Origin of the sequence: Pseudomonas fluorescens, from assembly GCF_012974785.1 — a bacterium.
Classification (GTDB): domain Bacteria; phylum Pseudomonadota; class Gammaproteobacteria; order Pseudomonadales; family Pseudomonadaceae; genus Aquipseudomonas; species Aquipseudomonas fluorescens_BT.
Window position 1 is genome coordinate 3,252,001 of the sequence record NZ_CP027561.1, and the last position, 26,239, is coordinate 3,278,239.

Here is a 26,239-nt window from a genome sequence, read left to right on the forward strand (position 1 = left end):
ACAAAAACAACCAACCCAACGATCGTTCCCACGTTCTGAGTCCGCTTGGGACGCGAAGCGCCCCGGGCTGCATTCCCACGCAGAGCGTGGGAACGATCAATCGAAGAGGTGTCGATATGCGTCTGTTGAAATCCGTGATCCCCGCCGCTCTGGCCCTGGCATGCAGTGCCGGAGCCCTCGCCCAACCGCAGGTCAGCGTCTACAACTGGACCGATTACATTGGCGAAACTACCCTCGCCGACTTCCAGTCATCCAGCGGGATCAAGGTGATCTACGACGTCTTCGACTCCAACGAAACCCTCGAAGGCAAATTGCTCGCCGGACGTACCGGCTACGACGTGGTGGTGCCGTCCAATCACTTCCTGGCCCGTCAGGTGAAGGCAGGGGCGTTCCTCAAACTGGACCGCTCGCAACTGCCGAACTGGAAGAACCTCGACCCGAAACTGCTGGCCCTGCTCGAGAAAAACGACCCGGGCAACGAACACTCGGTGCCGTACCTGTGGGGCACCAACGGCATCGGCTACAACGTCGACAAGGTCAAGCAGGTGCTGGGCATCGACCACATCGATTCCTGGGCCGTGTTGTTCGAACCGGAGAACCTGAAAAAACTCACCCAATGTGGCGTATCGATGATGGACTCGGCGGACGAAGTGTTCCCGGCGATCCTCAATTACATGGGCATGGACCCACGCAGCGAGAACCCGGAAGACTTCAAGAAAGCTGAAGCCAAACTGCTGAGCATCCGCCCGTACATCACCTACTTCCACTCGTCGAAATACGTGTCGGACCTGGCCAACGGCGATATCTGCGTGGCCTTCGGTTACTCCGGCGACGTGTTCCAGGCGGCCAACCGCGCCAAGGAAGCGAAGAACGGCGTGAACATCGCTTATGCGATTCCCAAGGAAGGCGCCAACCTGTGGTTCGACCTGCTGGCGATTCCCGCCGATGCCGGCAATACCAAAGAAGCCCACGCTTTCATCAATTACCTGCTCGACCCGCAAGTGATCGCCAAGGTCAGCGCCTCGGTCGGCTACGCCAACCCGAACCCGCCGGCCAAGCAGTACATGGACGTGGCACTCGTCAGCAATCCAGAGGTGTATCCGGCTCAGGAAGTGCTCGACAAACTCTACATTTCCACCACCCCGCCCCAGTCGATCATGCGTCTGATGACCCGTTCCTGGAGCAAAGTGAAGTCGAACAAATGAATCAGTACACCCAGGAACATGCTCGCTCCTACTACGCCGCGTCGGCCCGGACGAGCACGCAGTACCCTGCGCTTGAAGCCGACCTGACCGCCGATGTCTGCGTGATCGGCGGCGGTTTTACCGGCGTCAACACCGCCATCGAGCTGGCGCAGCGCGGCCTCTCGGTGGTGCTGCTCGAAGGTCGGCGCATCGGCTGGGGCGCCAGCGGACGCAATGGCGGCCAGTTGATACGTGGCATCGGCCATGAGGTCGAGGGCTTCGCCCGTCATGTCGGCACAGAAGGCGTGCGCCATCTGCAACAGGCCGGCGTCGATTCGGTTGAGCTGGTGCGCCGGCGCATCGGCGACAACGCCATCGAGTGCGACCTGCGCTGGGGCTTCTGCGAACTGGCCAACACCCCGGCGCAGTTCGAGGCGTTCAAGGCCGAACAGGACAGTCTCGCGGTCTCGGGTTATGCCCACGAAACGCGACTGGTCAGCCCTGAAGACATGCGCCGGCAAGTCGTCAATTCAGGTGTCTACAAAGGAGGCCTGATCGACATGGGTTCAGGCCATCTGCACCCGCTCGATCTGGTCCAGGGCGAAGCGAGGCTGGCGGCGTCGCTCGGAGTGCGGATCTTCGAGCAAAGCCCGGTGCTGGAAATCGTCCACGGTGCCACGGTGCAAGTGCGCTGCGCTTCGGGCACGGTGCGCGCCGGCAGTCTGGTGCTCGGTTGCAACGCGCATCTGGACGAACTCGAGCAACAGCTCAGCGGCAAGGTCCTGCCGGCGGGCAGCTACATCATCGCCACCGAATCCCTGTCCAAAGAGCGTGCTGCCGAACTGATCCCGCAGAATCTGGCGCTCTGCGACCAGAAAGTCGGCCTCGACTATTACCGGCTCTCGGCGGACCGACGCTTGCTGTTCGGCGGCGCCTGCCACTATTCCGGCCGGGATCCGGCGGACATCGCAGCCTACATGCGACCGAAGATGCTCAAGGTGTTCCCGCAACTGGCGGATGTGCGCATCGACTATCAATGGGGTGGCAAGATCGGCATCACTGCCAATCGCTTCCCGCAGGTCGGGCGGCTCAAGCAGCACCCGAACGTGTTCTACGCCCAGGGTTACTCCGGCCATGGCCTGAACGTCACGCACTGGTGCGCCAGGCTGTTGGGCGAAGCGATTCATACCGGCCACAGCCAGGGCATGGACGTGTTCAGCGGCGTGCCGCACATGACCTTCCCCGGCGGTCCGGCGTTGCGCTCGCCGCTGCTGGCGCTGGGCATGCTCTGGTATCGCCTGCGGGAACTGCTGGGCTGAGGCTCGCCGATTTGCTCTATCGCAAAGCACTTCTATATTGATGAAGTGCTTTTGCGTTCCTGACGCTCAGTGCCCAACACACTCTGGAGGTCATGGATGGAGTCGTCAGCCGCCGATCAACCGCGGGCACCCGGCCAAGCCCCGGTCAAGACCCGGCGTTTCAGCATTTCCCTGGTGTGGATCGTGCCGATCGTCGCGGTGCTGGTGGGCATTTCACTGGTGGTGCACAACCTGATGCAGGAAGGCCCGACCATCGTCGTGACATTCAAGACCGGCAGCGGTCTGACCGCCAACAAGACCGAAGTCAAATACCGTAACGTGGTGATCGGCCAGGTCTCGGACGTCGAGCTGAGCGACGACCAGAAAAGCGTCAACGCCACGATCAAACTGGCCAAACAGGCCGAAACCTTTACCCGCGAAGACTCGAAGTTCTGGGTGGTGCGACCCCGTATCGGCGCTGGCGGTGTTTCAGGTATCGATACGCTGCTGTCCGGCGACTACATCGGAGCCGATATCGGCCAGTCCGACTCGCGCGCCAAACACTTCAAGGGGCTGGAAAACCCGCCACCGATCACTTATGGCGAACCGGGCAAGCGCTTCAATCTGCACACCCAGGACCTGGGGTCGCTGGATATCGGCTCACCGGTCTATTACCGCAAGATCCCGGTCGGCCAGGTCGTGGCCTATGCCCTGGATGCCGATGGCAAGGGTGTCAATGTCGAGGTGTTCATCCATGCGCCGAACGATGCCTACGTCACGGAGAACACCCGGTTCTGGAACGCCAGCGGCATTGACGTCAATGTCGGCGCCAATGGCTTTGCGGTGAAAACCGAATCGCTGTCGACCTTGCTGATCGGCGGCGTCGCCTTCCGCGCCCCGGAGTACAGCCCCAACGATGTCGCCGCCGCTGAAGAAAAGACCTTCGACCTGTTCGAAGACCAGCAGACCGCCCTCGCCCCGCCTGCCGGCAAGCCGCAGTACCTGAGACTGCGTTTCGATCAAGCGATGCGCGGTCTCAAGGTCGATGCGCCGGTTGAATTCCTCGGCATGGAAATCGGCCGGGTGGTGAGTATCAACCTGGACTACGACGAGAAGAAACGCAGCTTCCCGGTCAACGTCGGCATCGTGATCTACCCGCAACGCCTCGGACGCGCCCACGAAAAGATGCTCCAGGTGCTCAACCACAACCCCGAAGACGAAGCCGCCGCCGTGCGCCTGATCGGCACCTTCGTCGACAACGGTCTGCGCGCCCAGGCCCGCAGCGGCAACCTCCTGACGGGGCAGCTGTACATCGCTCTGGACTTCTTCCCCAAGGCCGAAAAAGTCGCGTTTGACACGACGGCCCGTCCGATCGTCATTCCGACCATCCCCGGCAGCCTTGAACAGCTGCAGGAAAAACTCGAGGCCATGGTTGACAAGCTCAACAAACTGCCCGTGGAGCGCATTGCCGGCAATCTCGACGGCAACCTCGTCGAGCTGCGTAAAAGCCTGACCCAGTTCAACGCCAAGACCTTGCCCGGCGTCCAGAACACCCTGGCCGACGTCAGCAAGACCCTGCAATCGGCCAGCTCGACCCTGGCCGAGGACTCGCCGCAGCGGGAGAAACTCACCCAGACCCTCGACGAGCTCGGGCGCATGTCGCGCTCGTTGCGTGAACTGTCGGATTACCTCGGTCGCCATCCGGAATCGCTGATTCGCGGTCGCCCCGACAACGCTGCGCCGCTGGACCTCAAAGGCCCGCCGCGCAATTGAGCACAGGAGCTTTGCCATGGCTTTACCGCTGAAGTTCACCGTGCTCGCTGCGTGCCTGCTGTTGGGTGCCTGTCGCAGCGACCCGATCAGCTTCCACACCCTGACCCCGGCACAGCCGATGCCTGGCCGATCAGGGCAGGACATCGCGATTGAAAGCATCAGCGTTCCGCCCCAGGTCGACCGCCCGCAAATCGTCATCCGCGAAGGCAACAACGGCCTGGCGATTCTGGAAACCCAATGGTGGGGCGCCAGCCTCGGCGATGAGCTGCGCAGCGCACTGGTGGATCAGCTAAGCAACGCTGGCGTTGCGCGCAGAACGTCGGTGCGCATCGATGTGCAGCGTTTCGATTCGATTCCCGGGCAATACGGGCTGATGGACGTGAAATGGCGCTTGCGTCCGGCCGATGCAGGCGACAGCGGCCTGCTCACCTGCCGCTCGATTCTGCAGACGCCGTCCGGATCGAGCATCGACGATCTGGTGAACGCTCAGCAGAACAACGTCAAACGCCTCGCCGCGCTGATCCGTCAGGCCGCCGGCAATGTGCGCAGTTGCCCGCCGTCCTGAGTCGCCGGCTTCAATTCAACGCTGAAACGGCTGCCACTGGACTGGCCGCTGCTCAACTGCACCCGCCAGTGCTGGCGCCTGCAGATCCGCTGCACCAGCGACAACCCCAGGCCAAGGCCTTCACCTCGGCCCTCATCACCACGCACGAATGGCTGGAACACCGCCTGACGCTGTTCCTCCGGAATGCCGATGCCGCTGTCTTCCACTACAAAACCGTTGCTCGTCAGGGTCAGTCGGACGAACCCGTGATCCGTGTAGTGCCAGGCATTGCGCAACAGGTTGCCCATGACCGATTGCAGGAACGTCAGGTTGAAGCGCTCCTTGCACGGCTGATCCACTTCGTAGAAAAACTGCAGGCCCTTTTCGCGGATCAATCGGCCCCAGATTTCACATTGAGCGTCCGCGACTTCCTTGAGCGTCACGCAGACATCATTGCCGGCGTCATCCTCCGCCCGGGCCAGCATCAAAAAGGTATCGACCAGTTGGCGCATCTCGTGGGCGGCGCGGGCGATCCGGTTGACCTGCGCGGTCGAGCGGGCGTCCAGCGACGGGTTGGCCAGCAGCAACTCGCAGGAGCCGCCAAGCACCATCAACGGCGTGCGAAGCTCATGGCTGACATCGCTGGTGAACAGTTTTTCGCGACTCAGGGTTTCACGCAGGCGCCCCAGGGTCTGGTCGAACGACAGCGCCAGCTCCCCCACTTCGTCTGCTGCGTAGTCCGGGTGCAGCGGCGGCGCCAGCACCAGCAACTGATCGCGGTGGCGCACCTGACGCGCCAGACGAATGACCGGTGCCATGACTCGCCGGGCCAGCAAACGGCCAAGCACCAGCGCCAGCAGAACACTCAGGACAAAACCGACCGTGACCACCATGAACAACAACCGCTCGCGATGTTCGAGGCTTTCCTGATCGCGCAACAACACGTACTTGCGTCCACCGACCACCTCGACCATGGCAAAGAAGTCATCGCCATTGAAGCTGATCTCCTGAAAACCGGGCGCCAGTGCCGCCAGCGAAGGAATGAGGGCCATCGGGCCCGGTCCGCCTTCGAAGAAAAACAGTTCGCTCTTTTCCGGCTGATGGCTCCAGCGATTGATGTCCTCCATCGCCAGCAAGCGGTGCAGACCACCGCTCAAGGTGCTGGTGGCCAGCCTGTGCTCGACCACATGCACGGCGGCAACGATGCCCAGTGCAAACACCCCGGCGACCAGGGCGCTCATCAAAGCGAACACGATGACGATCCGTTTCGTCAGGCTTTGCTTGAGATCCATTCGGGTCGATGACTCCACGGCTGAATTCAGACTTTGCGGTCAATAACAGGCGAGCACCGCCACATTGACCGAACCTGCGCAGCTTCACCGCAAACATAAACATTTGTTAAGACTGGCCGGTAAAAAAAGGGTATTTGAGTCTGGTTATCAAACACCGGATTAATTGCGCACTTTCAACTCTCGCGAAATTTTCACATGTTCTTCACCGCCCCCCGACGTGCACGAACGTAATGTTCAGCCATTATTCAAGTACACAACTATAAAAGTTGGTTAAATCGCCGGCCAATCTCGCCTGCGACGTCAAGGGGCATGCCGTGGAGCGACAGATGCAATTGACAGCGACATATAAACAACGCCGTACGCTGCGACTTGGAAAACTGTTGACCGGCATCGGTGTAGTCGTCGCCATTGCACTGGTCAGCGGCTTCGTCTGGGTGACCCGCTCGCCCGTCGATCTGGGCCAGGCCGGCAAGGCCGCCCGGGCTGACTGGACCCGGGCCTGGCAGGCTGGAGAAGTCGTGGCACTGGTGCGTCATGCCGAGCGGTGCGACCGTTCCGACAACCTTTGCCTGGGCCCGGCCGACGGCATCACTCAGGCGGGCAACGACTCTGCAGCGCAGGTAGGCAAAGGCTTCATGAGTCTGGGCATGCAGCAGGCGCAGGTGTTCACCAGCCCGTTGACCCGTACCGTACAGACAGCGCGAGCCATGTTCGGTCAGGACGCTACCGCCCAGATCTGGCTCGAGTCCTGCGGTTCCTCTCTGCGCAACGATGTGGTGGCGCACAAGGTTGCCAGGCGCAATCTGGTGCTGATCACCCACAGCGGATGCATCAGTGATTTCGAAAAACAGACCGGTTTTCCTCATGCGGTTGCCGCCGAATACGGCAGTACTCTGTTTGCACGCATCGATGACAAAGGCGAACTTAAAGTATTGGGCATCATGAATGCGAATGCCTGGTCTCAACTCAATAGTCATTAATGCTTTAGTTGGGGCGGAGCGGCAACGTTGCACTTTTTTTCAACTTGCCAGTACGAATTTCATTAATTTGTAATGAGAGATGTATCCGACCCCGATTTACTGGACAACGGTTTTTTTTAGGCTTGGCTATAGTGCGAGAACTCCGGCCTGGAGGTTCGGCAGTTCTCTGGATACAGGAAATGCCCGTCGCTCGATCGCACACCTGCATTCATTCAACACGGTGACCCCGCCCGCTCAGGAACGCGCCGGGCAGGCCATCGACACAAGAACTTCGTTCGGTACCAAGGCTTTGTCATGACGTCTGAAAACATCCCGCTGCGACACGCTGCCCGTCATTTCTCCCCCACCACGACCTTCGAACGCTGGGCCATTCCCGGCCTGATTCTGGCCTTCGTGGTGTTTTACCTGTTGCCGTTGATGACTCACGGCCTGTGGATCCCCGATGAAACCCGCTACGGACAGATCAGCCAGGAAATGCTGCTCAGCGGCAACTGGGTCGCGCCGCATTTCATGGGTATCCGCTATTTCGAAAAACCCATTGCCGGCTACTGGATGATTGCCATCGGCCAGACGATTTTCGGCGAAAACCTGTTCGGCGTGCGCATTGCGTCGGCACTGAGTACCGGTGCCAGCGTCTGGCTCACCTATCTGATGGCGCGCCGACTGTGGAACAACCCGCGCATCAGCGTCGCCAGCGCCCTGCTGTACATGAGCTTCGGGCTGATTGCCGGCCAGGCCGGGTACGCCAACCTCGATCCGCAGTTCACCTTGTGGGTCAACCTGAGCATGGTCGCCGTGTGGTTTGCCATCGACAGCCAGACGCCTCGGGCGCGCCTGGGTGGCTGGGCGCTGCTCGGTGTCGCGTGCGGCATGGGCCTGATGACCAAAGGATTTCTGGCCCTGCTGCTGCCGGTACTGATCGCCCTGCCGTACATGATCTGGCAACGCCGTTTCGGCGAACTGGTGCGTTACGGACTGGTCGCGGTGGTGGTCTGCACCCTCGTAAGCCTGCCGTGGGTACTGGCCGTTCATTATCGGGAACCTGATTTCTGGCGCTTCTTCTTCTGGCACGAACACATTCGTCGCTTTGCCGCCGGCGATGCCGCGCAGCACGCTCGCCCGTGGTGGTTCTACCTGCCGTTGCTGTTGGCCTCCACCCTGCCGTGGGCCGTTCTGCTGCCTTCGACACTTCTGCGCACCTGGCGTGAAAAGCGTGAAGCCAAAACCGCCTACCTTGCATTGTGGTTCCTTCTGCCACTGGCCTTTTTCAGCCTGAGCAGCGGCAAGCTGCCGACTTACATCATGCCGTGCCTGCTGCCGATCGCCCTGTTGATGGGAAAGACCGTGGTCAACTGGCGGGATCAGAACAGTGGCCGCGTCCTGCGCCTGAACGGCGTGATCAACACCCTCATCGCCAGCGCGGCGCTGGTGGCGCTGCTTTATCTGCAAGCGACCAAGGAAATCTACGAAAACACCGAGATGTTCAGCCTGTCGCTGGCCTATATCGTGCTGGTGGGCTGGTTCATCGTTAACGCCCTGCAAGTGCTGCGCCCGCTGACGCTGTGGGCCATGCCGGCGCTGGGTATCGGGCTGCTGGTGGCGTTGTTACCGGCGGCCATGCCGGGGCAGATCGTCAACAGCAAGATGCCCGACCAGTTCATTGCCGAGCATCAACAGGAACTGAGTGAAACCGCGTCCCTGCTGAGCAATGACCTGGGAGCGGCCTCCGCGCTGGCATGGCGCCTGAAGCGGCCGCAAGTGGATCTGTTCAACACCATCGGTGAACTGAAATACGGCCTCGAAGACCCGGCCATGGCAGCACGCAAGGTCACCATGGACGGTGTCGGCCAGTGGATGACCGAAGCGCGTAAGAAAGGCGCGGTCGGGGTGGTCATGCGCGTCAACAGTACGCAGGAAGAGCAGGAAGTCGAATTGCTGCCGGTAGACGGCAAGCATTATCGTCGCGGCACTCTGCAGATCTTCATCTTCCCGCAGCGCCAGCCATGACCTTGCGCAATAACGACCGGGGCGCCCTGCTGCTCCTGCTGGCTGCCAGCGCCCTGATGCTGCTGCTCGGTCTGGGCAGCCGCGAACTGTGGGGCGCAGAAACCCGCTGGGCGAACATCGCCTTGCAGATGATGCAAAGCGGCGACTACTTCGATCCGTACCTCAAAGGTGATCCCTACTACGACAAGCCGTTGCTGTCGTACTGGCTGATCACCGCGACCGCCTGGTTGACCGGCAGTCTCGATCACTGGTCGCTGCGCCTGTCTTCGGTGGTGTCCGCGTGGCTCAGCGTCTGGCTGGTGTATCTGCTGGGAGAACAGTTGTTTCGCAAAGGCACGGGCCTGATCGCCGGGTGGATGCTGGCAACCACGTTCTATTTCGTGTTCTGGGCGCGGGTCGCCACCGCTGACATCCTGACGGTGTGTGGTGTTCTGGCAGCGGTCTGGTGGTACTGGCGGGGGCCGGACGACACGCGGTTTTCGCGCTATCTGGTGTTCTGCGTGTTGCTGTCCCTGACCTCGTTATTCAAAGGCCTGATCGGTTTCATCCTGCCCGGGCTGGTGCTGCTGCCGCACCTTCTGAATGAAGGTCGCTGGAAGCGTCATCTCAACCTGCGCCTGCTCGCAGCGCTGGTGATTGCCGGGGCGTTCTACATGACGCCGTTCCTGCTGTCCCACCTCTACGGTGCGCCGAACTACGGGGAAAGCGGCCTGGGACTGGTCCTGCGGGAAAACGTCGTGCGGTTTTTCCAGCCGTTCGACAACATCGGCCCGATCTACACCTATTTGCTGTACCTGCCGATCTACACCCTGCCCTGGGCACCGTGCTGGATCATTGCCCTGTGGGTCGCGGCGCGGAACTGGAAACACATCGAACCGGATACCCGCTGGCTGATTCAGGGCCTCGGGTTGTTGATGCTGTTCTTCACCGCCAGCGGCAGCCGACGCAGTTATTACGTGCTGCCACTGGTGCCGTTCGCGCAGTTGCTCGGGGCCTGGTGGATCACCCGGCGCATGGCCGCGCGCAATGCCGAAAGCCCGTTCGGCGGGCGTGGCCTGAAAATCGGTTTTGCCGTGGCCACGGTGTTGCTGCTGGGGATCCTCGGCGTGCTCTACCCCTGGACCAACAGCGGTGGCGGCGTGATCCGTTTCGGCGAGACCGTGCGCCTGCAGGCCAGCCAGCGGGCGCCGCTGAATCAATGGCACTTCGTCATGGTCGAGGTGGACAACAAGGTCCCGATGTACCTGCAGACCGGCGGCGAGCCGTTCTACTACGTGCCGGAAACCCGCGACTTCCCTCGCGATGGCGATGCCGGCGCGATGTTCCAATGGCTGGAACGCAACAGCGGCCGGCACTGGGATCCGCAACGTACGATCTTTGTCGCCCAGTACCGCACCGGCGATCCTGTGCCGCTCTCTCAACTCGGTCGAGACCATCAAGTCATCACGACCACCCCGACTCGCGGCGAACAAGTGTTCCATGGCCGCGAGGATCAAAGCGTCGCCTACCTGCCCCAAGGCTCCTGAAAGACAGCGCCGGGTTCACCCGGCGTCCACGCCCCGCGACTGCTAACCTGAATGAAAATTACATGTATTAATGGTTTCTTTGACGTTTTTTTCTCATTTGCCGCTCTACATTGCCAGCCAGCCAACATATGCAAATCATTCGCATTGAAGATTTTCGGCGAATGCTTGCCCATAACGTCTGAAAAACAGGAGCTGCTCCGTCATGAGTCCATCCCTTCCGTCCTTTCTCAAGCACGCTACTCTGGCAACCGCGCTGCTTGCAGCCGGACAGGTGTTTGCGGCCGATTCCGTCGGGATCGTGGTCTACAACGCCCAGCACGAAACCCTGACCAAGGCCTGGGTGGCCGGTTTCACCGAGGAAACCGGGATCCCGGTCACGATCCGCAACGGTGACGACACGGAAATGGGCAACCAGCTCGTGCAGGAAGGCGCAGCCTCTCCGGCGGACGTGTTCCTGACGGAAAACTCCCCGGCCATGGTGCTCGTGGACAATGCCAAGTTGTTCTCCCCGGTGGCACCGGCCACCCTCGAGCAAGTGGGTTCGGCTTATCGCCCGGCCCATGGCCAGTGGGTCGGCATCGCCGCTCGCTCGACAGTCTTTGTCTATAACCCCGCCAAGCTGCCGGAGAAAGACCTGCCAAAATCGCTGATGGATCTGGCGACCCCGGCGTGGAAAGGTCGCTGGGCTGCATCCCCAGCCGGTGCGGACTTCCAGGCCATCGTCGCCGCCGTACTGGAGCAGAAAGGCGAAGCCGCCACGCTCGAATGGCTCAAGGGCATGAAAACCAACTCCACCGCTTACCGTGGCAACAGCTCCGTGCTCAAAGCGGTGAACGCCGGCCAGGTGGACAGCGGCGTGATCTATCACTATTACGCGTTCGTCGATCAGTCCAAGACTGGCGAGAACAGCAAGAACACTGCTTTGCACTACTTCAAGCATCAGGATCCGGGCGCGTTCGTGAGCATCTCCGGTGGTGGCGTGCTGAAGTCCAGCAAACACCAGGAAGAGGCCCAGAAATTCCTCCAGTACATCACCGGCAAACAAGGCCAGGACGTGCTGCGCACCGGCAACTCCTTTGAGTACGCCGTTGGCAAGGACGCAACTTCCAACCCCAAACTGGTGCCGTTGAAGGATCTGGACGCGCCGAAAGTCGATGCGTCGAAGCTCGACAGCAAGAAAGCCGTCGAACTGATGACTCAGGCGGGACTGCTTTAATTGATGCCTGAAACTCTACCGGCGGGGATCGCTGTGGCGCCCCCCGCCAAACGGTCACGCAGACCCCGCGCCCTCAACGGGCGCGGAAGTCCCTGGGTGGTCGTATTGGCGGTCGGCGTGTCGCTGCTGTCACTTCTGCCGATCGCATTTGTCATCGGGGTGTCGTGGTACACCGGCTGGGCGACGATCGAAGCCATGATCTTTCGCCCACGGGTAGCAGAGCTGTTGATCAACACCGTGCTGCTGGTACTGATCACCCTGCCGATCTGCATTGTGCTCGGCATCACTCTGGCCTGGCTCACCGAACGTACCGACCTGCCGGGACGGCGATTGTGGTCAGTGCTGGCCGTCGCGCCACTGGCGGTACCGGCGTTTGTACACAGCTATGCGTGGGTCAGTCTGGTTCCATCGATCAATGGACTGCCGGCTGGCGTGCTGGTGTCGGTGATCGCCTATTTCCCGTTCCTTTATCTGCCGATCGCGGCGACATTGCGTCGTCTCGACCCGGCGATAGAAGACGTTGCCGAATCCCTCGGACTAAAACCGTGGGCCGTATTCTTCCGGGTGGTGCTGCCGCAATTGCGGCTGGCGATCTGTGGCGGTGCGCTGTTGGTGGGCTTGCACTTGCTTGCCGAGTACGGTCTGTACGCGATGATCCGCTTCGACACCTTCACCACGGCCATTTTCGATCAGTTCAAATCCACTTTTAACGGCCCGGCCGCCAACATGCTTGCCAGTGTTCTGGCGCTGTGTTGTCTGGCGATGCTGACCGTGGAATCCGCCGCTCGTGGCCATGCACGATATGCCCGGGTCGGTTCCGGCAGCGCCCGGGAACAGCGCACCGTGGGCCTGAAGCGCAGCACCGCCACATTGGGCCTGTGCCTGCAAACCCTGACCTGCCTGCTGGCCCTCGGTGTCCCGATGCTCACGCTGGGCAGATGGCTGATCGCCGGGGGCGCTGAAGTCTGGCAGGGCGAAGAACTGTTGCCGGCCTTGCTTCAAACCCTGTCGTTCGGCGTGGCCGGTGCATTACTGACCAGCCTTGCGGCGATCCCGATTGCCTGGCTGTCGATCCGCGCACCCGGCAAACTGCAACGGCTGCTCGAAGGCTGCAACTACATCACCAGCTCTCTGCCGGGGATTGTCGTGGCGCTGGCGCTGGTCACCGTGACGATCCACTTCGCCCGGCCGATCTATCAGACCACCATCACCGTGCTGCTGGCGTACCTGCTGATGTTCCTGCCGCGGGCACTGGTCAGCCTGCGTGCCGGTTTCGCTCAGGCGCCCGTGGAGCTGGAAAACATCGCGCAAAGCCTCGGCCGCTCGCCGTTGCGCGCCTTGTGGCTGATCACCCTGCGCCTGGCTGCGCCCGGTGCGGCGGCGGGTGCAGCACTGGTGTTCCTGGCGATTACCAATGAACTGACCGCGACCCTGTTGCTCGCGCCCAACGGCACGCGCACCCTGGCCACCGGTTTCTGGGCCATGACCAGCGAGATCGACTACGCCGCCGCAGCGCCTTACGCGCTGCTGATGATCGTGATTTCGCTGCCGCTCACCGCCATCCTCTATCACCAATCCAGGCGCAGTGCCGGCCGATGAACGCTCTCGACATCATCAATCTCAGCAAATCCTTCGGCGCGCAAACGGCGCTGGATACCATCAATCTGTCGGTCCCGACCGGCAGCCGCACGGTGATCGTCGGCCCGTCAGGCTCGGGCAAGACCACGCTGTTGCGGATGATTGCCGGCTTCGAGTTTCCCGACGCCGGCAGCCTGTCGCTCAACGGCCAGACGCTGGTCGACAGCACCCACGCCGTGCCTGCCTACCAGCGCCAGATTGGCTACGTTCCGCAGGATGGCGCGCTGTTCCCGCACATGAGCGTGGCCGACAACATCGGCTTCGGGCTCGCCGTCACCGGCAGCGCCAGAACCGAGCGCATTCAGACGCTGATGGACAGCGTGGCCCTCAATGCCAGCATGGCCAGCCGCTGGCCCCATGAATTGTCAGGCGGCCAGCAGCAACGGGTCGCCCTCGCCCGCGCCCTGGCCCAGCAACCACGCTTGATGCTGCTGGACGAGCCCTTTTCCGCCCTCGACACCGGCCTGCGCGCCGACATGCGCAAAATGGTCGCCCGCCTGCTGGAGACCGCCGGCGTGACCACAATCCTGGTCACCCACGATCAAAGCGAAGCGCTGTCATTTGCCGACCAGTTGGCCGTGATGCGTGACGGGCGACTGGTACAGTCGGGGCATCCGATGGACCTGTACCGCTACCCGGACGACGAGCAGACTGCGCGGTTTCTTGGGGAAGCGGTGGTCATGCCGGCGCGGATCGAGGCTGGCTGGGCTCACTGCGATCTGGGACGGGTGGCGGTGAACATCAACGGCTTTTCCGGTCCGGCGCAGATCATGCTGCGCCCCGAGCAGCTGCAATTGTCCGATCTCCCCGACGATCCGCAAGGCTGCAATGCCGTCGTCACCGACCGCGATTTCGGCGGCAATACCTGCACGTTGACGGTTGAACTGCTTGCCGGAGCCAGAGAAGCCTGCGGCCGTTCATTGCTGGTGCGCAGCTCCGGGATGCACGCGCCGCCGGCGGGCAGCGCGGTGCAGTTGTCGGTTCTCGGGGCCGCGCACGTCTTCGAGGTGCGGTGACGCTTTTCTACAGGTCGAAACGGTCCACGGCGCGGCGACGTTCATTGTCGTCGCGCACGTCGTAGTTGGCGGTGGTCTGGATATTGCTGTGGTGCGCCAGTTTCTGGGCAATCGACAGGTCATGCTCTTCAATGACCCGGGTGATGAAGGAACGCCGGAAATCGTGCGGCATGATCTTCACCCCGACCTGTGTGCCACGCTGGCGGGCAATGTAATAGATCGCGTGCTTGGTGATGCGCTCTCGGGTGATATGGCTGCCACGGCGAATGCGATTGAACAGAAACACATCGTCGCTCTCGCCTTCGTTGAGCTGTGAACGGCGAAATTCCAGCCAGGCGTTGAGCTTGGCAAAGGCCCAGGCCGGCGCGTACTTGATCAGTTGTTTGTTGCCCTTGGCGGTGACGCAAAGACTGCGCTCGGCGAAATCCACCTGGCTCAGGTCCAGGTCCACCGATTCCGACTTGCGCATGCCGGTGCCGTACAGCAATGCAATCACGGCCGCATCACGCAGCCCCTGCGGACGCGGATCCGCCGCACAGACTTCCATCAACTCATGGATCAGCGTGCGCTTCAGATTGCGCCCCTGAGACAGCCGCGTACCGGCAATCCCCTTGACCGAGCGCATTTTCAACAGGTGATCCTGGCTGATCAGGCTCATGCGCCAGGCTTCGTTCATGACACCACGAATGGCGTTTACATAAAGTGAAGAGGTGTTGGGGGCATAGTTGTCTGCACGCAATGCCGCCACTAACGCCACAACATCCTCGGGTTGTAAGGCGTGCCATGCAATGTCCTCGACATTCATGTCTTCAAAGCCGAGACGATCGGCGGCATCTTGTAAAACGTACCGCATGGTGAGTTGGCTGGAAGGTGCCAAACGCGCCAGATACAAGGACAAAGGATTACTTGCGATGGATTCTGAAGGGGTAATGGGTAAGCTGCTCAAACGAAAGGCCTTGAGTAAAAACAGTCCAGCACAACAACTAACAACTGCAATGAACTTGATGTAAAGAAGAGTCTTTTAGTAGGACTTTTCAGATAAAACCGCGGAAATCTGAACAGCGGCTGTATGAATTTAAGATAAACGATTCGCCGACCGGTTTTTCATATTCCTTTCACAAAATCGGGAATAACCTTAGCTAGATAGGTCCTCAGTCGGTAACGCCCAACCTGCCGGGCATCGCCTGAAAAGTCAACCAACCCCCGACGTCATGCTTACCAAGCAACTCGTTGATGCAAAACCTGTTTTTTGCGTCTACGCTGGGATTGGATCCGATGAACAGATGGATCTGTCCATTTTTTTCGCAATGAGGTGTCCATGAGTCAGGCGTTTCTCCCCTTCTCTCGCCCGAGTATCGGCGATGAAGAAATTGCGGCTGTCGAGCAGGTTCTGCGCTCGGGCTGGATCACCACCGGGCCGAAAAACCAGGCACTTGAAGAACAGTTCGCGCAGTACGTGGGATGCAAGCACGCCGTTGCACTGTCGTCTGCCACCGGCGGCATGCACATCACCCTGCTGGCCCTGGGTATCGGCCCCGGCGATGAAGTCATCACGCCGTCGCAGACCTGGGTCTCCACCGCCAACATGATTTCCCTGCTGGGCGCCACGCCGGTGTTCGTCGATGTCGACCGCGACACCCTGATGACCGACGCCGCCCGCATCGAAGCCGCCATCACGCCACGCACCAAGGCCATCATTCCGGTGCACTACGCCGGTGCCGCCTTCGATCTGGATCCGCTCTATGCACTGGCGGACAAGCACGGCATCGCTGTGATCGAAGACGCCGCCCATGCCGCCGGGACCCGCTACAAGGGCCGCCATGTCGGTTCCCGGGGCACCGCGATCTTCTCGTTCCACGCGATCAAGAACATGACCTGCGCCGAAGGCGCGATGTTCGTCACCGACGACGAAGCCCTGGCCAACCGTGTGCGCATGCTCAAGTTCCACGGTCTGGGCGTCGATGCCTACGACCGCCTGACCGGTGGCCGCAAGCCGCAGGCCCAGGTCATGGAGCCGGGCTTCAAGTACAACCTGGCCGACATCAACGCCGCCATTGCCCTGGTGCAACTGGAGCGTCTGGACGCCATCAACGCCCGCCGCACCGAACTGGCCGGTCAATACCTGCGAAAGCTCGAAGGCCTGCCCGTACAGCCGCTGGCCGTGCCGCAGCAATACGCCCAGCAACACGCTTGGCACCTGTTTATCCTGCGCATCGACAGCGAGCGCTGCGGGATGGATCGCGAAGCCTTCATGAAGGGCCTGCAGGACCAAGGCATCGGCACCGGTATCCATTTCATCGCCACCCACCTGCACACCTGGTACCGCCAGCGTGACCCTGACCTGTACCTGCCCGACACCGAATGGAACTCGGCGCGGCTGTGCTCCATTCCGCTTTTCCCCGACATGACCGACCAGGATCTGGATCGTGTTGTCGGCGCCATCGCCACTCTTATGGACAAACGCTCGTGAGACCTTACCCGATTAAATGCGTGTCGATCGTCATCCCGGTCTACAACGAACAGGACAGTTTGCCCGAGCTGCTTCGACGCACAGAGGCAGCCTGCGCCCAACTCAGACATGACTACGAAATCGTGCTGGTCGACGACGGCAGCCGCGACGAGTCGGCCAGCATGCTGGAAGAAGCCGCCGGTCGCGAAAACAGCCCGTTCGTGGCGGTCATCCTCAACCGCAACTATGGTCAGCACGCTGCGATCATGGCCGGTTTCGAGCAGTGCAAGGGCGACGTGGTCATTACCCTCGACGCTGACCTGCAGAACCCGCCGGAAGAAATTCCGCGCCTGGTGGCCGAAGCCGAAAAGGGTTACGACGTCGTCGGTACCGTGCGCGGCAACCGTCAGGATTCGGCCCTGCGCCGCTACCCGTCAAAGCTGATCAACCTCGCCGTGCAACGCTCCACGGGCGTGGCCATGAGCGACTACGGCTGCATGCTGCGCGCCTACCGCCGCACCATCATCGACGCGATGCTCGCCTGCCGCGAACGCAGCACGTTCATTCCGATCCTGGCCAACAGCTTCGCCCGCCACACCACCGAAATTGTCGTGGCCCACGCCGAGCGTGAACACGGTGATTCGAAATACAGCCCGATGCGCCTGATCAACCTGATGTTCGATCTGGTCACCTGCATGACCACCACGCCGCTGCGTCTGCTGAGCATCGTCGGCTTCGCGATGGCAGGTCTGGGTGCGCTGTTCGCCGTTGCGCTGATCGTCCTGCGCCTGGCATTCGGCGCGGTCTGGGCCGGTGACGGCACGTTCGTACTGTTTGCGGTGCTGTTCGTGTTCACCGGTGGCCAGTTCATCGGCATGGGTCTGCTGGGTGAATACCTAGGACGCATGTACAGCGACGTGCGCGCCCGCCCGCGCTTCTTCATTGAAAAGGTGTTGCGCAGCCAGCCGGCCTCCCCGGCGCCTGCGGTCACCGTTGACGGCCTTACTTCCAATTCCACTTCCGATCAGGTTCTCTCATGAGTGCAAAAACTGTTGTCTTCGCTTACCACGATATTGGCTGCGCCGGCATTGAAGCCCTGCTTAACAGCGGCTACGACATTGCAGCAGTGTTCACTCACGCCGACGATCCGAAAGAAAACGCCTTCTACGCCTCGGTTGCGCAACTGTGCGCCAGCAAAGGCATCCCGGTTCACGCGCCGGAAGACGCCAACCACCCGCTGTGGATCGAGCGCATCGCCAAGCTCGACCCTGATTACATTTTCTCGTTCTACTACCGCAACCTGCTGAGCGAGCAACTGCTGGCCCTGGCCAAAAAAGGCGCGTTCAACCTGCACGGCTCGCTGTTGCCACGCTACCGTGGCCGCGCACCGGCCAACTGGGTGCTGGTCAACGGCGAAACCGAAACCGGCGTCACCCTGCACCGCATGGTCAAGCGCGCCGATGCCGGCGCCATCGTTGCCCAGCAACGCGTTGCCATCGAGCGCAGCGATACCGGTCTGACCCTGCACGCCAAACTGCGCACTGCCGCCAGCGACCTGCTGCGTGACACTCTGCCGAACATGCTGCAAGGCAAGATCACCGAAACCCCGCAAGACGAATCCAAGGCCACCGTATTCGGCCGTCGTACGCCGGCTGACGGCAAGCTGGTCTGGGCCAGACCGGCCGAGCAGCTGTTCAACCTGGTTCGCGCCGTGACCCGTCCGTACCCGGGCGCCTTCTGCGCCGTGGGCGAGCACAAGCTGATCGTCTGGAGCGCCGAAGTCGTCAAGGGCAATGAAGGTCAGGCTCCGGGGCGCGTGATCAGCGTCGATCCGCTGCGCATCGCCTGCGGTGAAGACTCGCTGGTGATCAATGCCGGTCAGCGCAACGACAACGGTCTGTACCTGAGCGGCCCGCAACTGGCCAACGAACTCGGTCTGGTAGACGGTTCGCTGCTGCGCGGTGCCGAGTCCGGCCGTGCACCACGCCGCACCCGCGTGCTGATCCTCGGTGTCAACGGCTTCATCGGTAACCACCTGTCCGAGCGCCTGCTGCGTGACGACCGCTACGAAGTCTATGGTCTGGACATCGGTTCCGACGCCATTGATCGTCTGCGCAGCCACCCGAACTTCCACTTCGTCGAAGGTGACATCAGCATTCACTCCGAGTGGATCGAGTACCACATCAAGAAGTGCGACGTGGTCCTGCCGCTGGTGGCCATCGCCACCCCGATCGAATACACCCGCAACCCGCTGCGCGTATTCGAGCTGGACTTCGAAGAAAACCTGAAACTGGTTCGCTACTGCGTCAAGTACAACAAACGCGTGATCTTCCCGTCGACCTCGGAAGTCTATGGCATGTGCCAGGACAAGAACTTCGACGAAGACAACTCGAACCTGATCGTCGGTCCGATCAACAAGCAGCGCTGGATCTACTCGGTGTCCAAGCAACTGCTGGACCGCGTGATCTGGGCTTACGGCGCCAAAGGCCTGAACTTCACCCTGTTCCGTCCGTTCAACTGGATGGGCCCGCGTCTGGACCGTCTGGATTCGGCCCGTATCGGCAGCTCCCGCGCCATCACCCAACTGATCCTGAACCTGGTGGAAGGCACCCCGATCCGCCTGTTCGACGGCGGCGAGCAGAAACGCTGCTTCACCGACATTGCCGACGGCGTCGAAGCCCTGGCACGCATCATCGACAACGACAACGATGTCTGCAACGGCCAGATCATCAACATCGGCAACCCGGAAAACGAAGCCAGCATCCGTCAGCTGGGCGAAGAACTGCTGCGTCAGTTCGAAGCTCACCCGCTGCGCAGCAACTTCCCTCCGTTCGCCGGTTTCCGCGACGTGGAAAGCAAGGCGTTCTACGGTGCCGGCTACCAGGACGTGGAACACCGCAAGCCAAGCATCGCCAACGCCAAGCGCCTGCTGAACTGGGAGCCAACCGTGGAAATGCGCGAGACCATCGGCAACACCCTGGATTTCTTCCTGCGTGAAGCCATGCTCGAAATCGCGGACAAGCGTTGATGCAGGCAGGTCTTCGTATCGATGTCGACACCTACCGAGGCACCCGTGAAGGGGTGCCCCGGTTGCTGGAAATCCTCGACGAAGCGCAGGTCAAGGCAACGTTTTTCTTCAGTGTCGGCCCGGACAACATGGGTCGACATCTGTGGCGCCTGATCCGCCCGCAATTCCTCTGGAAAATGCTGCGTTCCAACGCCGCCGGCCTGTATGGCTGGGACATCCTGCTGGCCGGGACCGCCTGGCCGGGCAAACCGATCGGTCGCGATCTCGGGCACCTGATGCGTCAGGCCCGGGACGCCGGCCATGAAGTCGGCCTGCACGCCTGGGATCACCACGGCTGGCAGGCCAATGCCGGGACCTGGAGCGACGCGCGACTGATCGAACAGATCCGTCGCGGCGTCGACACCCTGAGCGACATCATCGGCGAGAAGATCCAGTGCTCGGCCGCCGCCGGCTGGCGCGCGGACGAGCGCGTGATCGAAGCCAAAGAGACCTTCGGTTTTCGCTATAACAGCGATTGCCGCGGCAATCGGCTGTTTCGACCGTTGCTGGCCGATGGTTCAGCCGGCGCGCCGCAGATTCCTGTGGACATGCCGACGTTCGATGAGGTGGTCGGCCCGACCGTGGCGGCGAAGGATTTCAACGCCTTCATTCTTGACCGGTTCCACCCGGACAACCTCAACAACTACACCATTCATGCCGAAGTAGAAGGGATTCTGATGGCCGAAGATTTTCGCCGTTTGCTGGCCGATGCACGCCAGCGAGAAATCAACTTCCAGCCCTTGGGTGACCTGTTGCCCGAGTTTCTCAACACATTGCCTGTCGGCCGTGTGCAACGTGGCGTCCTCGAAGGCCGTGAAGGCTGGCTGGGAGTGCAAGGGGCATGAGCAAACGCTGGGCATTGCCGCTGCTGATCGGACTGTTTCTGCTTGCCTACCTGCTGCCACTCGGCACCCATGGCTTGTGGATTCCGGACGAAACCCGTTACGCCCAGATCAGCCAGGACATGCTGCTGAGCGGCAACTGGGTGTCCCCGCATTTCATGGGCCTGCGTTATTTCGAGAAACCGATTGCCGGTTACTGGATGATCGCGCTGGGTCAGGAACTGTTCGGACAAAACCTGTTCGGCGTCCGCTTCGCCTCGGCTCTCAGCACCGGTTTGAGCGTGCTGTTGTGCTTCCTGGTCGCCCGTCGCCTGTGGAACGAACCGAGCAAGAGCTTCATCTGCGCCTTGCTCTACATGAGCTTCACGGTGGTTGCCGGTCAGGCGGGTTATGCCAACCTCGATCCGCAGTTCACCTTCTGGGTCAACCTGAGCCTCGTCGCCCTGTGGTTTGCCGTTGACAGCCGCAGTACCTGGCAACGTGTGATCAGTTGGGCGGTCCTGGGGCTGGCCTGCGGCATGGGGTTCATGACCAAGGGTTTTCTCGCCTGGCTGCTGCCGGTGTTGATCGCCCTGCCCTGGATGCTCTGGCAGAAGCGCTGGCGTGAACTGCTGATCTACGGTCCGGTGGCGGTTGCCGTGGCGATCGTCGTCAGCCTGCCGTGGGTCCTCGCGGTTCACGCGCAGGAACCGGACTACTGGCGGTTCTTCTTCTGGCACGAACACATCCGCCGCTTTGCCGGTGACGATGCCCAGCACGACGCACCGTGGTGGTTCTACCTGCCGCTGCTGGTCGCGTTCAGCCTGCCGTGGGTCGGCATGCTGCCGCCGGCCTTCAAGCAGGCCTGGCAGACCCGTGCCCAACCGGGCATGGCTTTCCTGCTGCTGTGGCTGGTGATGCCCCTGGCGTTTTTCAGCACCGCCAACGGCAAACTGCCGACCTACATCCTGCCGTGCCTGCTGCCGCTGGCGCTGTTGCTGGGTCATGCCCTGGCCGACCGTTTGCGTCTGGAACAGGGCCGGGCACTGAGCATTAACGGCTTGCTTAACCTGGTTCTGGGTGTCGTCACGCTGATCGCACTGGTTTACCTGCAACTGAAAAAACCGGTGTACGACCATGAGCTGCACAGCATGGTGCTGGTGTTCATTGCCCTGATCGGCTGGATCATCGCCAACCTGGCGCAAGCGTTTCTGCCGCTGCAGTGCTGGGCCGCTCCGGCGCTCGGCAGTCTGTTGCTGATCGGCGTCCTGCCGGCCGCGCTGCCAAAGTCGGTGGTAGCCAACAAGACTCCGGACCAGTTCATCCTGCATCACCTCGACGAACTGTCCGGCACGGCTCACCTGCTGAGCAACGATCTCGGTGCCGCTTCGGCACTGGCCTGGCGCCTGAAGCAACCCAAAGTGGCGTTGTACAACACCGTGGGCGAGCTGAAGTACGGCCTGAGCTATCCAGAAGGCGCGGAACAGCGCATCACCACCGATGAAGTCCAGCAGTGGGTACGCGATGCCCGCCGCACCGGCTCGGTCGGCGTGGTCATGCGGGTCAAGGGTGACGACGAGCTGCATGAAGTCGACCTGCTGCCCAAGGACGGCACCCGTTACGAGCAAGGCAACCTGGTGATCATCGTCCTGCCCAAGGATCCGTCATGAGTGGGTTGCTGTTGCTGACGGCATGTCTGCTGACGTGCCTGGGCCAGGTTGCACAGAAATATGCCGTAGAGAGCTGGCGCGGTGTCGACTCGTCCTGGGCCGGCAAACTGCGCTCGCCCTGGCTGTGGCTGGCCCTGTTCGCACTGGGCTCGGGCCTGCTGGTCTGGCTGTTGGTGTTGCAACGCCTTGAAGTGGGCATCGCTTACCCGATGCTCAGCCTCAACTTTGTGCTGATCACACTGATCGCGCGTTTCGTGTTTCGCGAACCGATCGATCGGCGGCACTGGATCGGCGTCGCACTGGTGATCGGCGGCGTGGCACTGCTGGGGCAGCAGTCATGAGTCAGAAACGCGGAATCGGCTTCGCGCTAGGCAGCGTACTGCTGGTCAGCGGCGCCCAACTGGGCATGCGCTGGAGCATGACGCGCCTGCCGCAGCCTGAACAATGGTTGTCCGCATTGACCACCGGCAACGTCGACCTGACGGCGCTGGCGGTGGTGTTCACGGCCATCGTCGCCTATGCGCTGTCGATGCTCTGCTGGCTCGCCGCCCTGCGTGACCTGCCGCTGGGCCGGGCCTATTCACTGCTGAGTATCAGTTATGCGCTGGTGTACCTGTTGGCGGCCAGTCTGCCGCTGTTCAACGAATCCTTCAGTTTCACCAAATCACTGGGCGTGGCACTGGTCATGCTCGGTGTCATCACTATCAACACTCGTCCGGCACAAGCGCCCGATTTGAGGAGTGCTCCATGAAAATCACAGTATTTGGAAGCGGTTACGTCGGCCTGGTGCAAGCCGCGGTTCTGGCAGAGGTCGGCCATGATGTCGTGTGCATGGATATCGATCAGAAGAAGGTCGAACTGCTCAGCCAGGGTCACGTCAGCATCTTCGAGCCGGGCCTGTCGAGCCTGGTCCGTGAAGGCCTGGATTCCGGCCGCCTGCACTTCACTTCCGATGAGAAAGCCGCCGTGCTTCACGGTCGCGTGGCGTTCATTGCCGTGGGCACTCCGTCCAGCGAGGATGGCTCGGCCGATTTGAAATACGTGCTGTCGGTAGGCGATGCCGTCGCCCGTCATCGCGAGCAACCGCTGATCCTGGTGGAAAAATCCACCGTACCGGTCGGCACCGGCGACACCCTGCGCGCACATATCCAGGCCGCGCTGGACAAGGCCGGTCGCACGCTGCAGTTCGATATCGTCTCCAACCCGGAATTCCTCAAGGAAGGTTCGGCGGTCTCCGACTGCCGTCGCCCGGATCGCATCGTCATCGGTTGCGAAGGCGATGAAGTACGCGATGTAATGCGCGATCTGTACTCGCCGTTCAACCGCAACCATGACCGCATCATGTTCATGGACCTGCGCAGCGCCGAGCTGACCAAGTACGCCGCCAACTGCATGCTGGCGACCAAGATCAGTTTCATCAACCAGATCGCCGAACTGGCCGAGCACCTGGGCGCCGACATCGAATCGGTACGCCAGGGCATCGGCGCCGACACGCGCATCGGTTACCACTTCATCTATCCGGGCTGCGGCTACGGCGGCTCGTGCTTCCCCAAAGACATGCGCGCGCTGATCCACAGTGCCGAACAGGCCCATTGCTCCAGCGACCTGCTACAAGCGGTCGAAGCGATCAACGAGCGTCAGAAGCACAAGCTGTTCGACCGCATCAACGCGTTCTACAAAGGCGATCTGCGCGGCAAGACCTTTGCCCTGTGGGGGCTGGCGTTCAAGCCGAACACCGACGACATGCGCGATGCGCCAAGCCGTGTGCTGCTCGACTCGCTGTTCGCCGCCGGCGCCAGCGTTCGTGCCTTCGACCCGGAAGCGATGCAGGAAACCCAGCATCTGTACCCGAATGAAGAGAAACTGATGCTGATGGGAACCCCGGAATCGGTGCTTGCCGGTGCCGACGCGCTGATCATCTGCACCGAATGGCAACAGTTCAAGGCACCGGATTTCGACCTGATCCAGCAACGCCTCAAGGATCCGGTGATCTTCGACGGCCGCAACCTGTACGACGCCGATCGCCTGTCGCGCAACGGCTTCAAGTACTTCCCGATCGGTCGCGGGGACTCGCGCAAATTGCCGATCCCGCTGCAACAATGGCCCAACACTGCGGCCGTCGCTTGATTACGTTGTCGCCTGCCATCCGCCGGCAGTCCCTGATCGCAGGGCTGCTGGCACTGTTGTTGTTTATCGCCGGGGTTTATGGACAGGCACCCATTGGCTTTGATTCACGCTTTGTACTGTTTGCCCAGGAAATGCTGCGACACGGGCCGACGGTATTTCCGACCACCTACGGCGAGCCTTACGCTGACTATTCGGCCGTCTCGACGCTGTTCATCTGGCTGTTGTCGCTGCCCTTCGGCGCGGTCAATACCCTGACCGCGTGGTTGCCCAGCGCCATCGCCGGCGGTGTGATCGTGACATTGATGTACCGCTTGCTGGCGGTGCATTCGCAACGCTGGGCATTGATCAGTATTGCGCTGTTGATGCTCACCAGCACTTTCGTCACGGAAGTCCGCGCAGTGTCGCAGGACCTGATGCTGGCCGCCGTTGCGTTGTCGGTGTTCTACCTGGGCTACGCACACGACCATTTCGGCTCCGGCCGGCGCTGGCCGCTGATTTTCGTCCTGTTGTTACTGGGTTTCGGCATCCGTGGGCCGATCGGGCTTGTGGTGCCAACCGGCATGCTCTGCAGTTATTACCTGCTCAACCGTCAGTGGACACGGCTGTTTGTGTTCGGTGTGCTGGCGTCGATCCTGCTCGCGGTGTGTGTCGGTCTGTTGTTGTGGCTGGCCAAACTCAGCGGTGGCGAGGCTTTCCTGCAAGACGTGATCCGCATGCAGTTCATGGGGCGCATGGATGGCAGTGAAGGTGTCAGCGGTTCGCTGTATTACTTCACCAGTTCAATGGGCAACTACGCGCTGGCTTATCCGCTGGCCATTGTGGCGCTGGCGGCGGCGTGGTTGAGCAAACCGCATCAGCGCGGGCCGGCGTTGCGCCTGGTGCAGTACTGCGCAGCAGCCGGGTTGATCGTCATGGTCGGTCTGTCGATTCCACAGGCAAAGAAAGCGCGTTACCTGCTGCCGATGCTGCCCATGGCAGCGATCATCGCGGCGTATCCGTTCCAGGTGGTTCACGGACGGGTATTCGCCTGGTTGCGCGGGATCGTTCAGGGCGTGTGGATGCTGACACCACTGTTGCTGATCGTTGCCCTGCTGGTTGCGCGACGCAAGTTCCCGGAGTTGTTGACCGGTGTCATGCCGGTGCTGATCGTGCTCGGCGCACTGCAACTGCTGGCATTGTCCCGACTGTGGAAGGCGCGCTGGCGTGCCGAAGTGTTGGCCCTGAGCGCCGTCCTGGCGTTGTGGACGGTCTATGCAGCCGTGTTCGAGCCGGTGGAGCGCGCACTCTACGACACCCGCTCTTTCAGTCGTGCGGCGTTCGCACAGGTTCAACAGAACCCGGCGCCGCTGGTGTTGCATGGCATGGGCAAAGACGCCAAGGCGATCAAGTTCATGGTCAACGTCGAGCAGGACCTGCAACCGCAGTTCACCGAGACCGTTCAGCAACTGGAGGCACTAAAGGGGCCGGCCTGGCTGATCATGGACAGCAAGGATATGCAGTCACTGCTAGGTACGCCGCTGGCCAGCCTGCAACCGGTACTGAGCGGTCGCTTCGACAAGAACGATTACGTGTTGTTGTACCTGAAACCCTTGTAGACCTCGCTGAAGGCTGCGATCTTGCAGAGCTTCCCA

At 61.4% G+C, this 26,239-nt stretch carries 21 protein-coding genes and 1 pseudogene; 20 read left to right on the forward strand and 2 right to left on the reverse strand.

Annotated elements, in window-relative coordinates; all coding sequences use genetic code 11:
• Positions 1-116: 116 nt before the first annotated feature.
• The 4 genes from C6Y56_RS14465 (at position 117) to C6Y56_RS14480 (ending at position 4,820) form a co-directional block, all read left to right on the forward strand.
• Positions 117-1,205, forward strand: coding sequence for a polyamine ABC transporter substrate-binding protein (locus tag C6Y56_RS14465; RefSeq protein ID WP_169430465.1), 1,089 nt, complete (start codon positions 117-119; stop codon positions 1,203-1,205).
• Positions 1,202-2,503 (forward strand): NAD(P)/FAD-dependent oxidoreductase, encoded by a 1,302-nt coding sequence (locus tag C6Y56_RS14470; RefSeq protein ID WP_169430466.1) that lies wholly within the window; start codon positions 1,202-1,204, stop codon positions 2,501-2,503. Before C6Y56_RS14465 ends, C6Y56_RS14470 begins: the two co-directional genes overlap by 4 nt.
• A 96-nt stretch (positions 2,504-2,599) precedes the next feature.
• The gene (locus C6Y56_RS14475; RefSeq protein WP_169430467.1) at positions 2,600-4,255 is read left to right on the forward strand and encodes an intermembrane transport protein PqiB; all 1,656 of its coding nucleotides are present in this window, start codon (positions 2,600-2,602) and stop codon (positions 4,253-4,255) included.
• Positions 4,256-4,271: 16 nt separating this feature from the next.
• Positions 4,272-4,820, forward strand: coding sequence for a PqiC family protein (locus C6Y56_RS14480; RefSeq protein ID WP_169430468.1), 549 nt, complete (start codon positions 4,272-4,274; stop codon positions 4,818-4,820).
• Here the strand turns inward: C6Y56_RS14480 and C6Y56_RS14485 are convergent.
• A complete protein-coding gene (locus C6Y56_RS14485; protein WP_169430469.1) occupies positions 4,781-6,091 on the reverse strand; it encodes a sensor histidine kinase in 1,311 nt (436 codons plus the stop codon). The two genes, C6Y56_RS14480 and C6Y56_RS14485, sit on opposite strands and share 40 nt — an antisense overlap.
• A 326-nt stretch (positions 6,092-6,417) precedes the next feature.
• Between C6Y56_RS14485 and C6Y56_RS14490 the strand changes: the two genes are divergently transcribed.
• The 6 genes from C6Y56_RS14490 (at position 6,418) to C6Y56_RS14515 (ending at position 14,474) form a co-directional block, all read left to right on the forward strand.
• On the forward strand, positions 6,418-7,071 hold the full coding sequence (locus C6Y56_RS14490) for a histidine phosphatase family protein (RefSeq protein ID WP_169430470.1): 654 nt from the start codon (positions 6,418-6,420) through the stop codon (positions 7,069-7,071).
• Positions 7,072-7,365: 294 nt separating this feature from the next.
• Positions 7,366-9,078, forward strand: coding sequence for a lipid IV(A) 4-amino-4-deoxy-L-arabinosyltransferase (gene arnT, locus C6Y56_RS14495; protein ID WP_169430471.1), 1,713 nt, complete (start codon positions 7,366-7,368; stop codon positions 9,076-9,078).
• Positions 9,075-10,604, forward strand: a complete 1,530-nt coding sequence (locus C6Y56_RS14500) for an ArnT family glycosyltransferase (RefSeq protein WP_169430472.1) — start codon at positions 9,075-9,077, stop codon at positions 10,602-10,604. The genes arnT (C6Y56_RS14495) and C6Y56_RS14500 overlap by 4 nt, the downstream gene beginning before the upstream one ends.
• Before the next feature lie 202 nt (positions 10,605-10,806).
• Entirely contained in the window at positions 10,807-11,820 is a 1,014-nt protein-coding gene (locus C6Y56_RS14505) for an iron ABC transporter substrate-binding protein (protein WP_169430473.1), read from the forward strand.
• 3 nt (positions 11,821-11,823) lie between these two features.
• Positions 11,824-13,419, forward strand: a complete 1,596-nt coding sequence (locus C6Y56_RS14510; protein WP_169430474.1) for an ABC transporter permease — start codon at positions 11,824-11,826, stop codon at positions 13,417-13,419.
• Positions 13,416-14,474 carry an ABC transporter ATP-binding protein gene (locus C6Y56_RS14515; RefSeq protein WP_169430475.1) on the forward strand — a complete coding sequence of 353 codons (1,059 nt, stop codon included), beginning with the start codon at positions 13,416-13,418 and terminating at the stop codon, positions 14,472-14,474. The genes C6Y56_RS14510 and C6Y56_RS14515 overlap by 4 nt, the downstream gene beginning before the upstream one ends.
• A 7-nt stretch (positions 14,475-14,481) precedes the next feature.
• Here C6Y56_RS14515 and C6Y56_RS14520 read toward each other — a convergent pair whose 3' ends face one another.
• Positions 14,482-15,366: a site-specific integrase gene (locus C6Y56_RS14520; RefSeq protein WP_349306017.1), complete on the reverse strand. Its 885-nt coding sequence runs from the start codon at positions 15,364-15,366 to the stop codon at positions 14,482-14,484.
• Between C6Y56_RS14520 and C6Y56_RS29010 the strand changes: the two genes are divergently transcribed.
• From C6Y56_RS29010 to C6Y56_RS14565, 10 genes and pseudogenes are all read left to right on the forward strand, one after another.
• Complete coding sequence (locus C6Y56_RS29010; RefSeq protein ID WP_212633400.1) at positions 15,263-15,484, forward strand: hypothetical protein; 222 nt, start codon at positions 15,263-15,265, stop codon at positions 15,482-15,484. The genes C6Y56_RS14520 and C6Y56_RS29010 overlap by 104 nt on opposite strands.
• A 308-nt stretch (positions 15,485-15,792) precedes the next feature.
• Entirely contained in the window at positions 15,793-16,944 is a 1,152-nt protein-coding gene (gene arnB, locus C6Y56_RS14525) for a UDP-4-amino-4-deoxy-L-arabinose aminotransferase (RefSeq protein WP_169430477.1), read from the forward strand.
• Complete coding sequence (arnC, locus tag C6Y56_RS14530; RefSeq protein WP_169430478.1) at positions 16,941-17,963, forward strand: undecaprenyl-phosphate 4-deoxy-4-formamido-L-arabinose transferase; 1,023 nt, start codon at positions 16,941-16,943, stop codon at positions 17,961-17,963. Before arnB ends, arnC begins: the two co-directional genes overlap by 4 nt.
• A complete protein-coding gene (gene arnA, locus C6Y56_RS14535) occupies positions 17,960-19,951 on the forward strand; it encodes a bifunctional UDP-4-amino-4-deoxy-L-arabinose formyltransferase/UDP-glucuronic acid oxidase ArnA (RefSeq protein ID WP_169430479.1) in 1,992 nt (663 codons plus the stop codon). Before arnC ends, arnA begins: the two co-directional genes overlap by 4 nt.
• Positions 19,951-20,835, forward strand: coding sequence for a 4-deoxy-4-formamido-L-arabinose-phosphoundecaprenol deformylase (gene arnD, locus C6Y56_RS14540; protein ID WP_169430480.1), 885 nt, complete (start codon positions 19,951-19,953; stop codon positions 20,833-20,835). The genes arnA and arnD overlap by 1 nt, the downstream gene beginning before the upstream one ends.
• Positions 20,832-22,481, forward strand: coding sequence for a lipid IV(A) 4-amino-4-deoxy-L-arabinosyltransferase (gene arnT / locus C6Y56_RS14545; protein ID WP_169430481.1), 1,650 nt, complete (start codon positions 20,832-20,834; stop codon positions 22,479-22,481). Before arnD ends, arnT (C6Y56_RS14545) begins: the two co-directional genes overlap by 4 nt.
• Positions 22,478-22,822, forward strand: a complete 345-nt coding sequence (gene arnE, locus C6Y56_RS14550; RefSeq protein ID WP_169430482.1) for a 4-amino-4-deoxy-L-arabinose-phosphoundecaprenol flippase subunit ArnE — start codon at positions 22,478-22,480, stop codon at positions 22,820-22,822. The genes arnT (C6Y56_RS14545) and arnE overlap by 4 nt, the downstream gene beginning before the upstream one ends.
• Positions 22,819-23,232 (forward strand): 4-amino-4-deoxy-L-arabinose-phosphoundecaprenol flippase subunit ArnF, encoded by a 414-nt coding sequence (gene arnF / locus C6Y56_RS14555; protein ID WP_169430483.1) that lies wholly within the window; start codon positions 22,819-22,821, stop codon positions 23,230-23,232. Before arnE ends, arnF begins: the two co-directional genes overlap by 4 nt.
• Positions 23,229-24,610 (forward strand): annotated as a pseudogene (locus C6Y56_RS14560) (UDP-glucose dehydrogenase family protein); the annotation flags it as partial. The gene arnF and the pseudogene C6Y56_RS14560, both read left to right, overlap by 4 nt.
• A complete protein-coding gene (locus C6Y56_RS14565; protein ID WP_169432648.1) occupies positions 24,605-26,203 on the forward strand; it encodes an ArnT family glycosyltransferase in 1,599 nt (532 codons plus the stop codon). The pseudogene C6Y56_RS14560 and the gene C6Y56_RS14565, both read left to right, overlap by 6 nt.
• Positions 26,204-26,239: the final 36 nt, after the last annotated feature.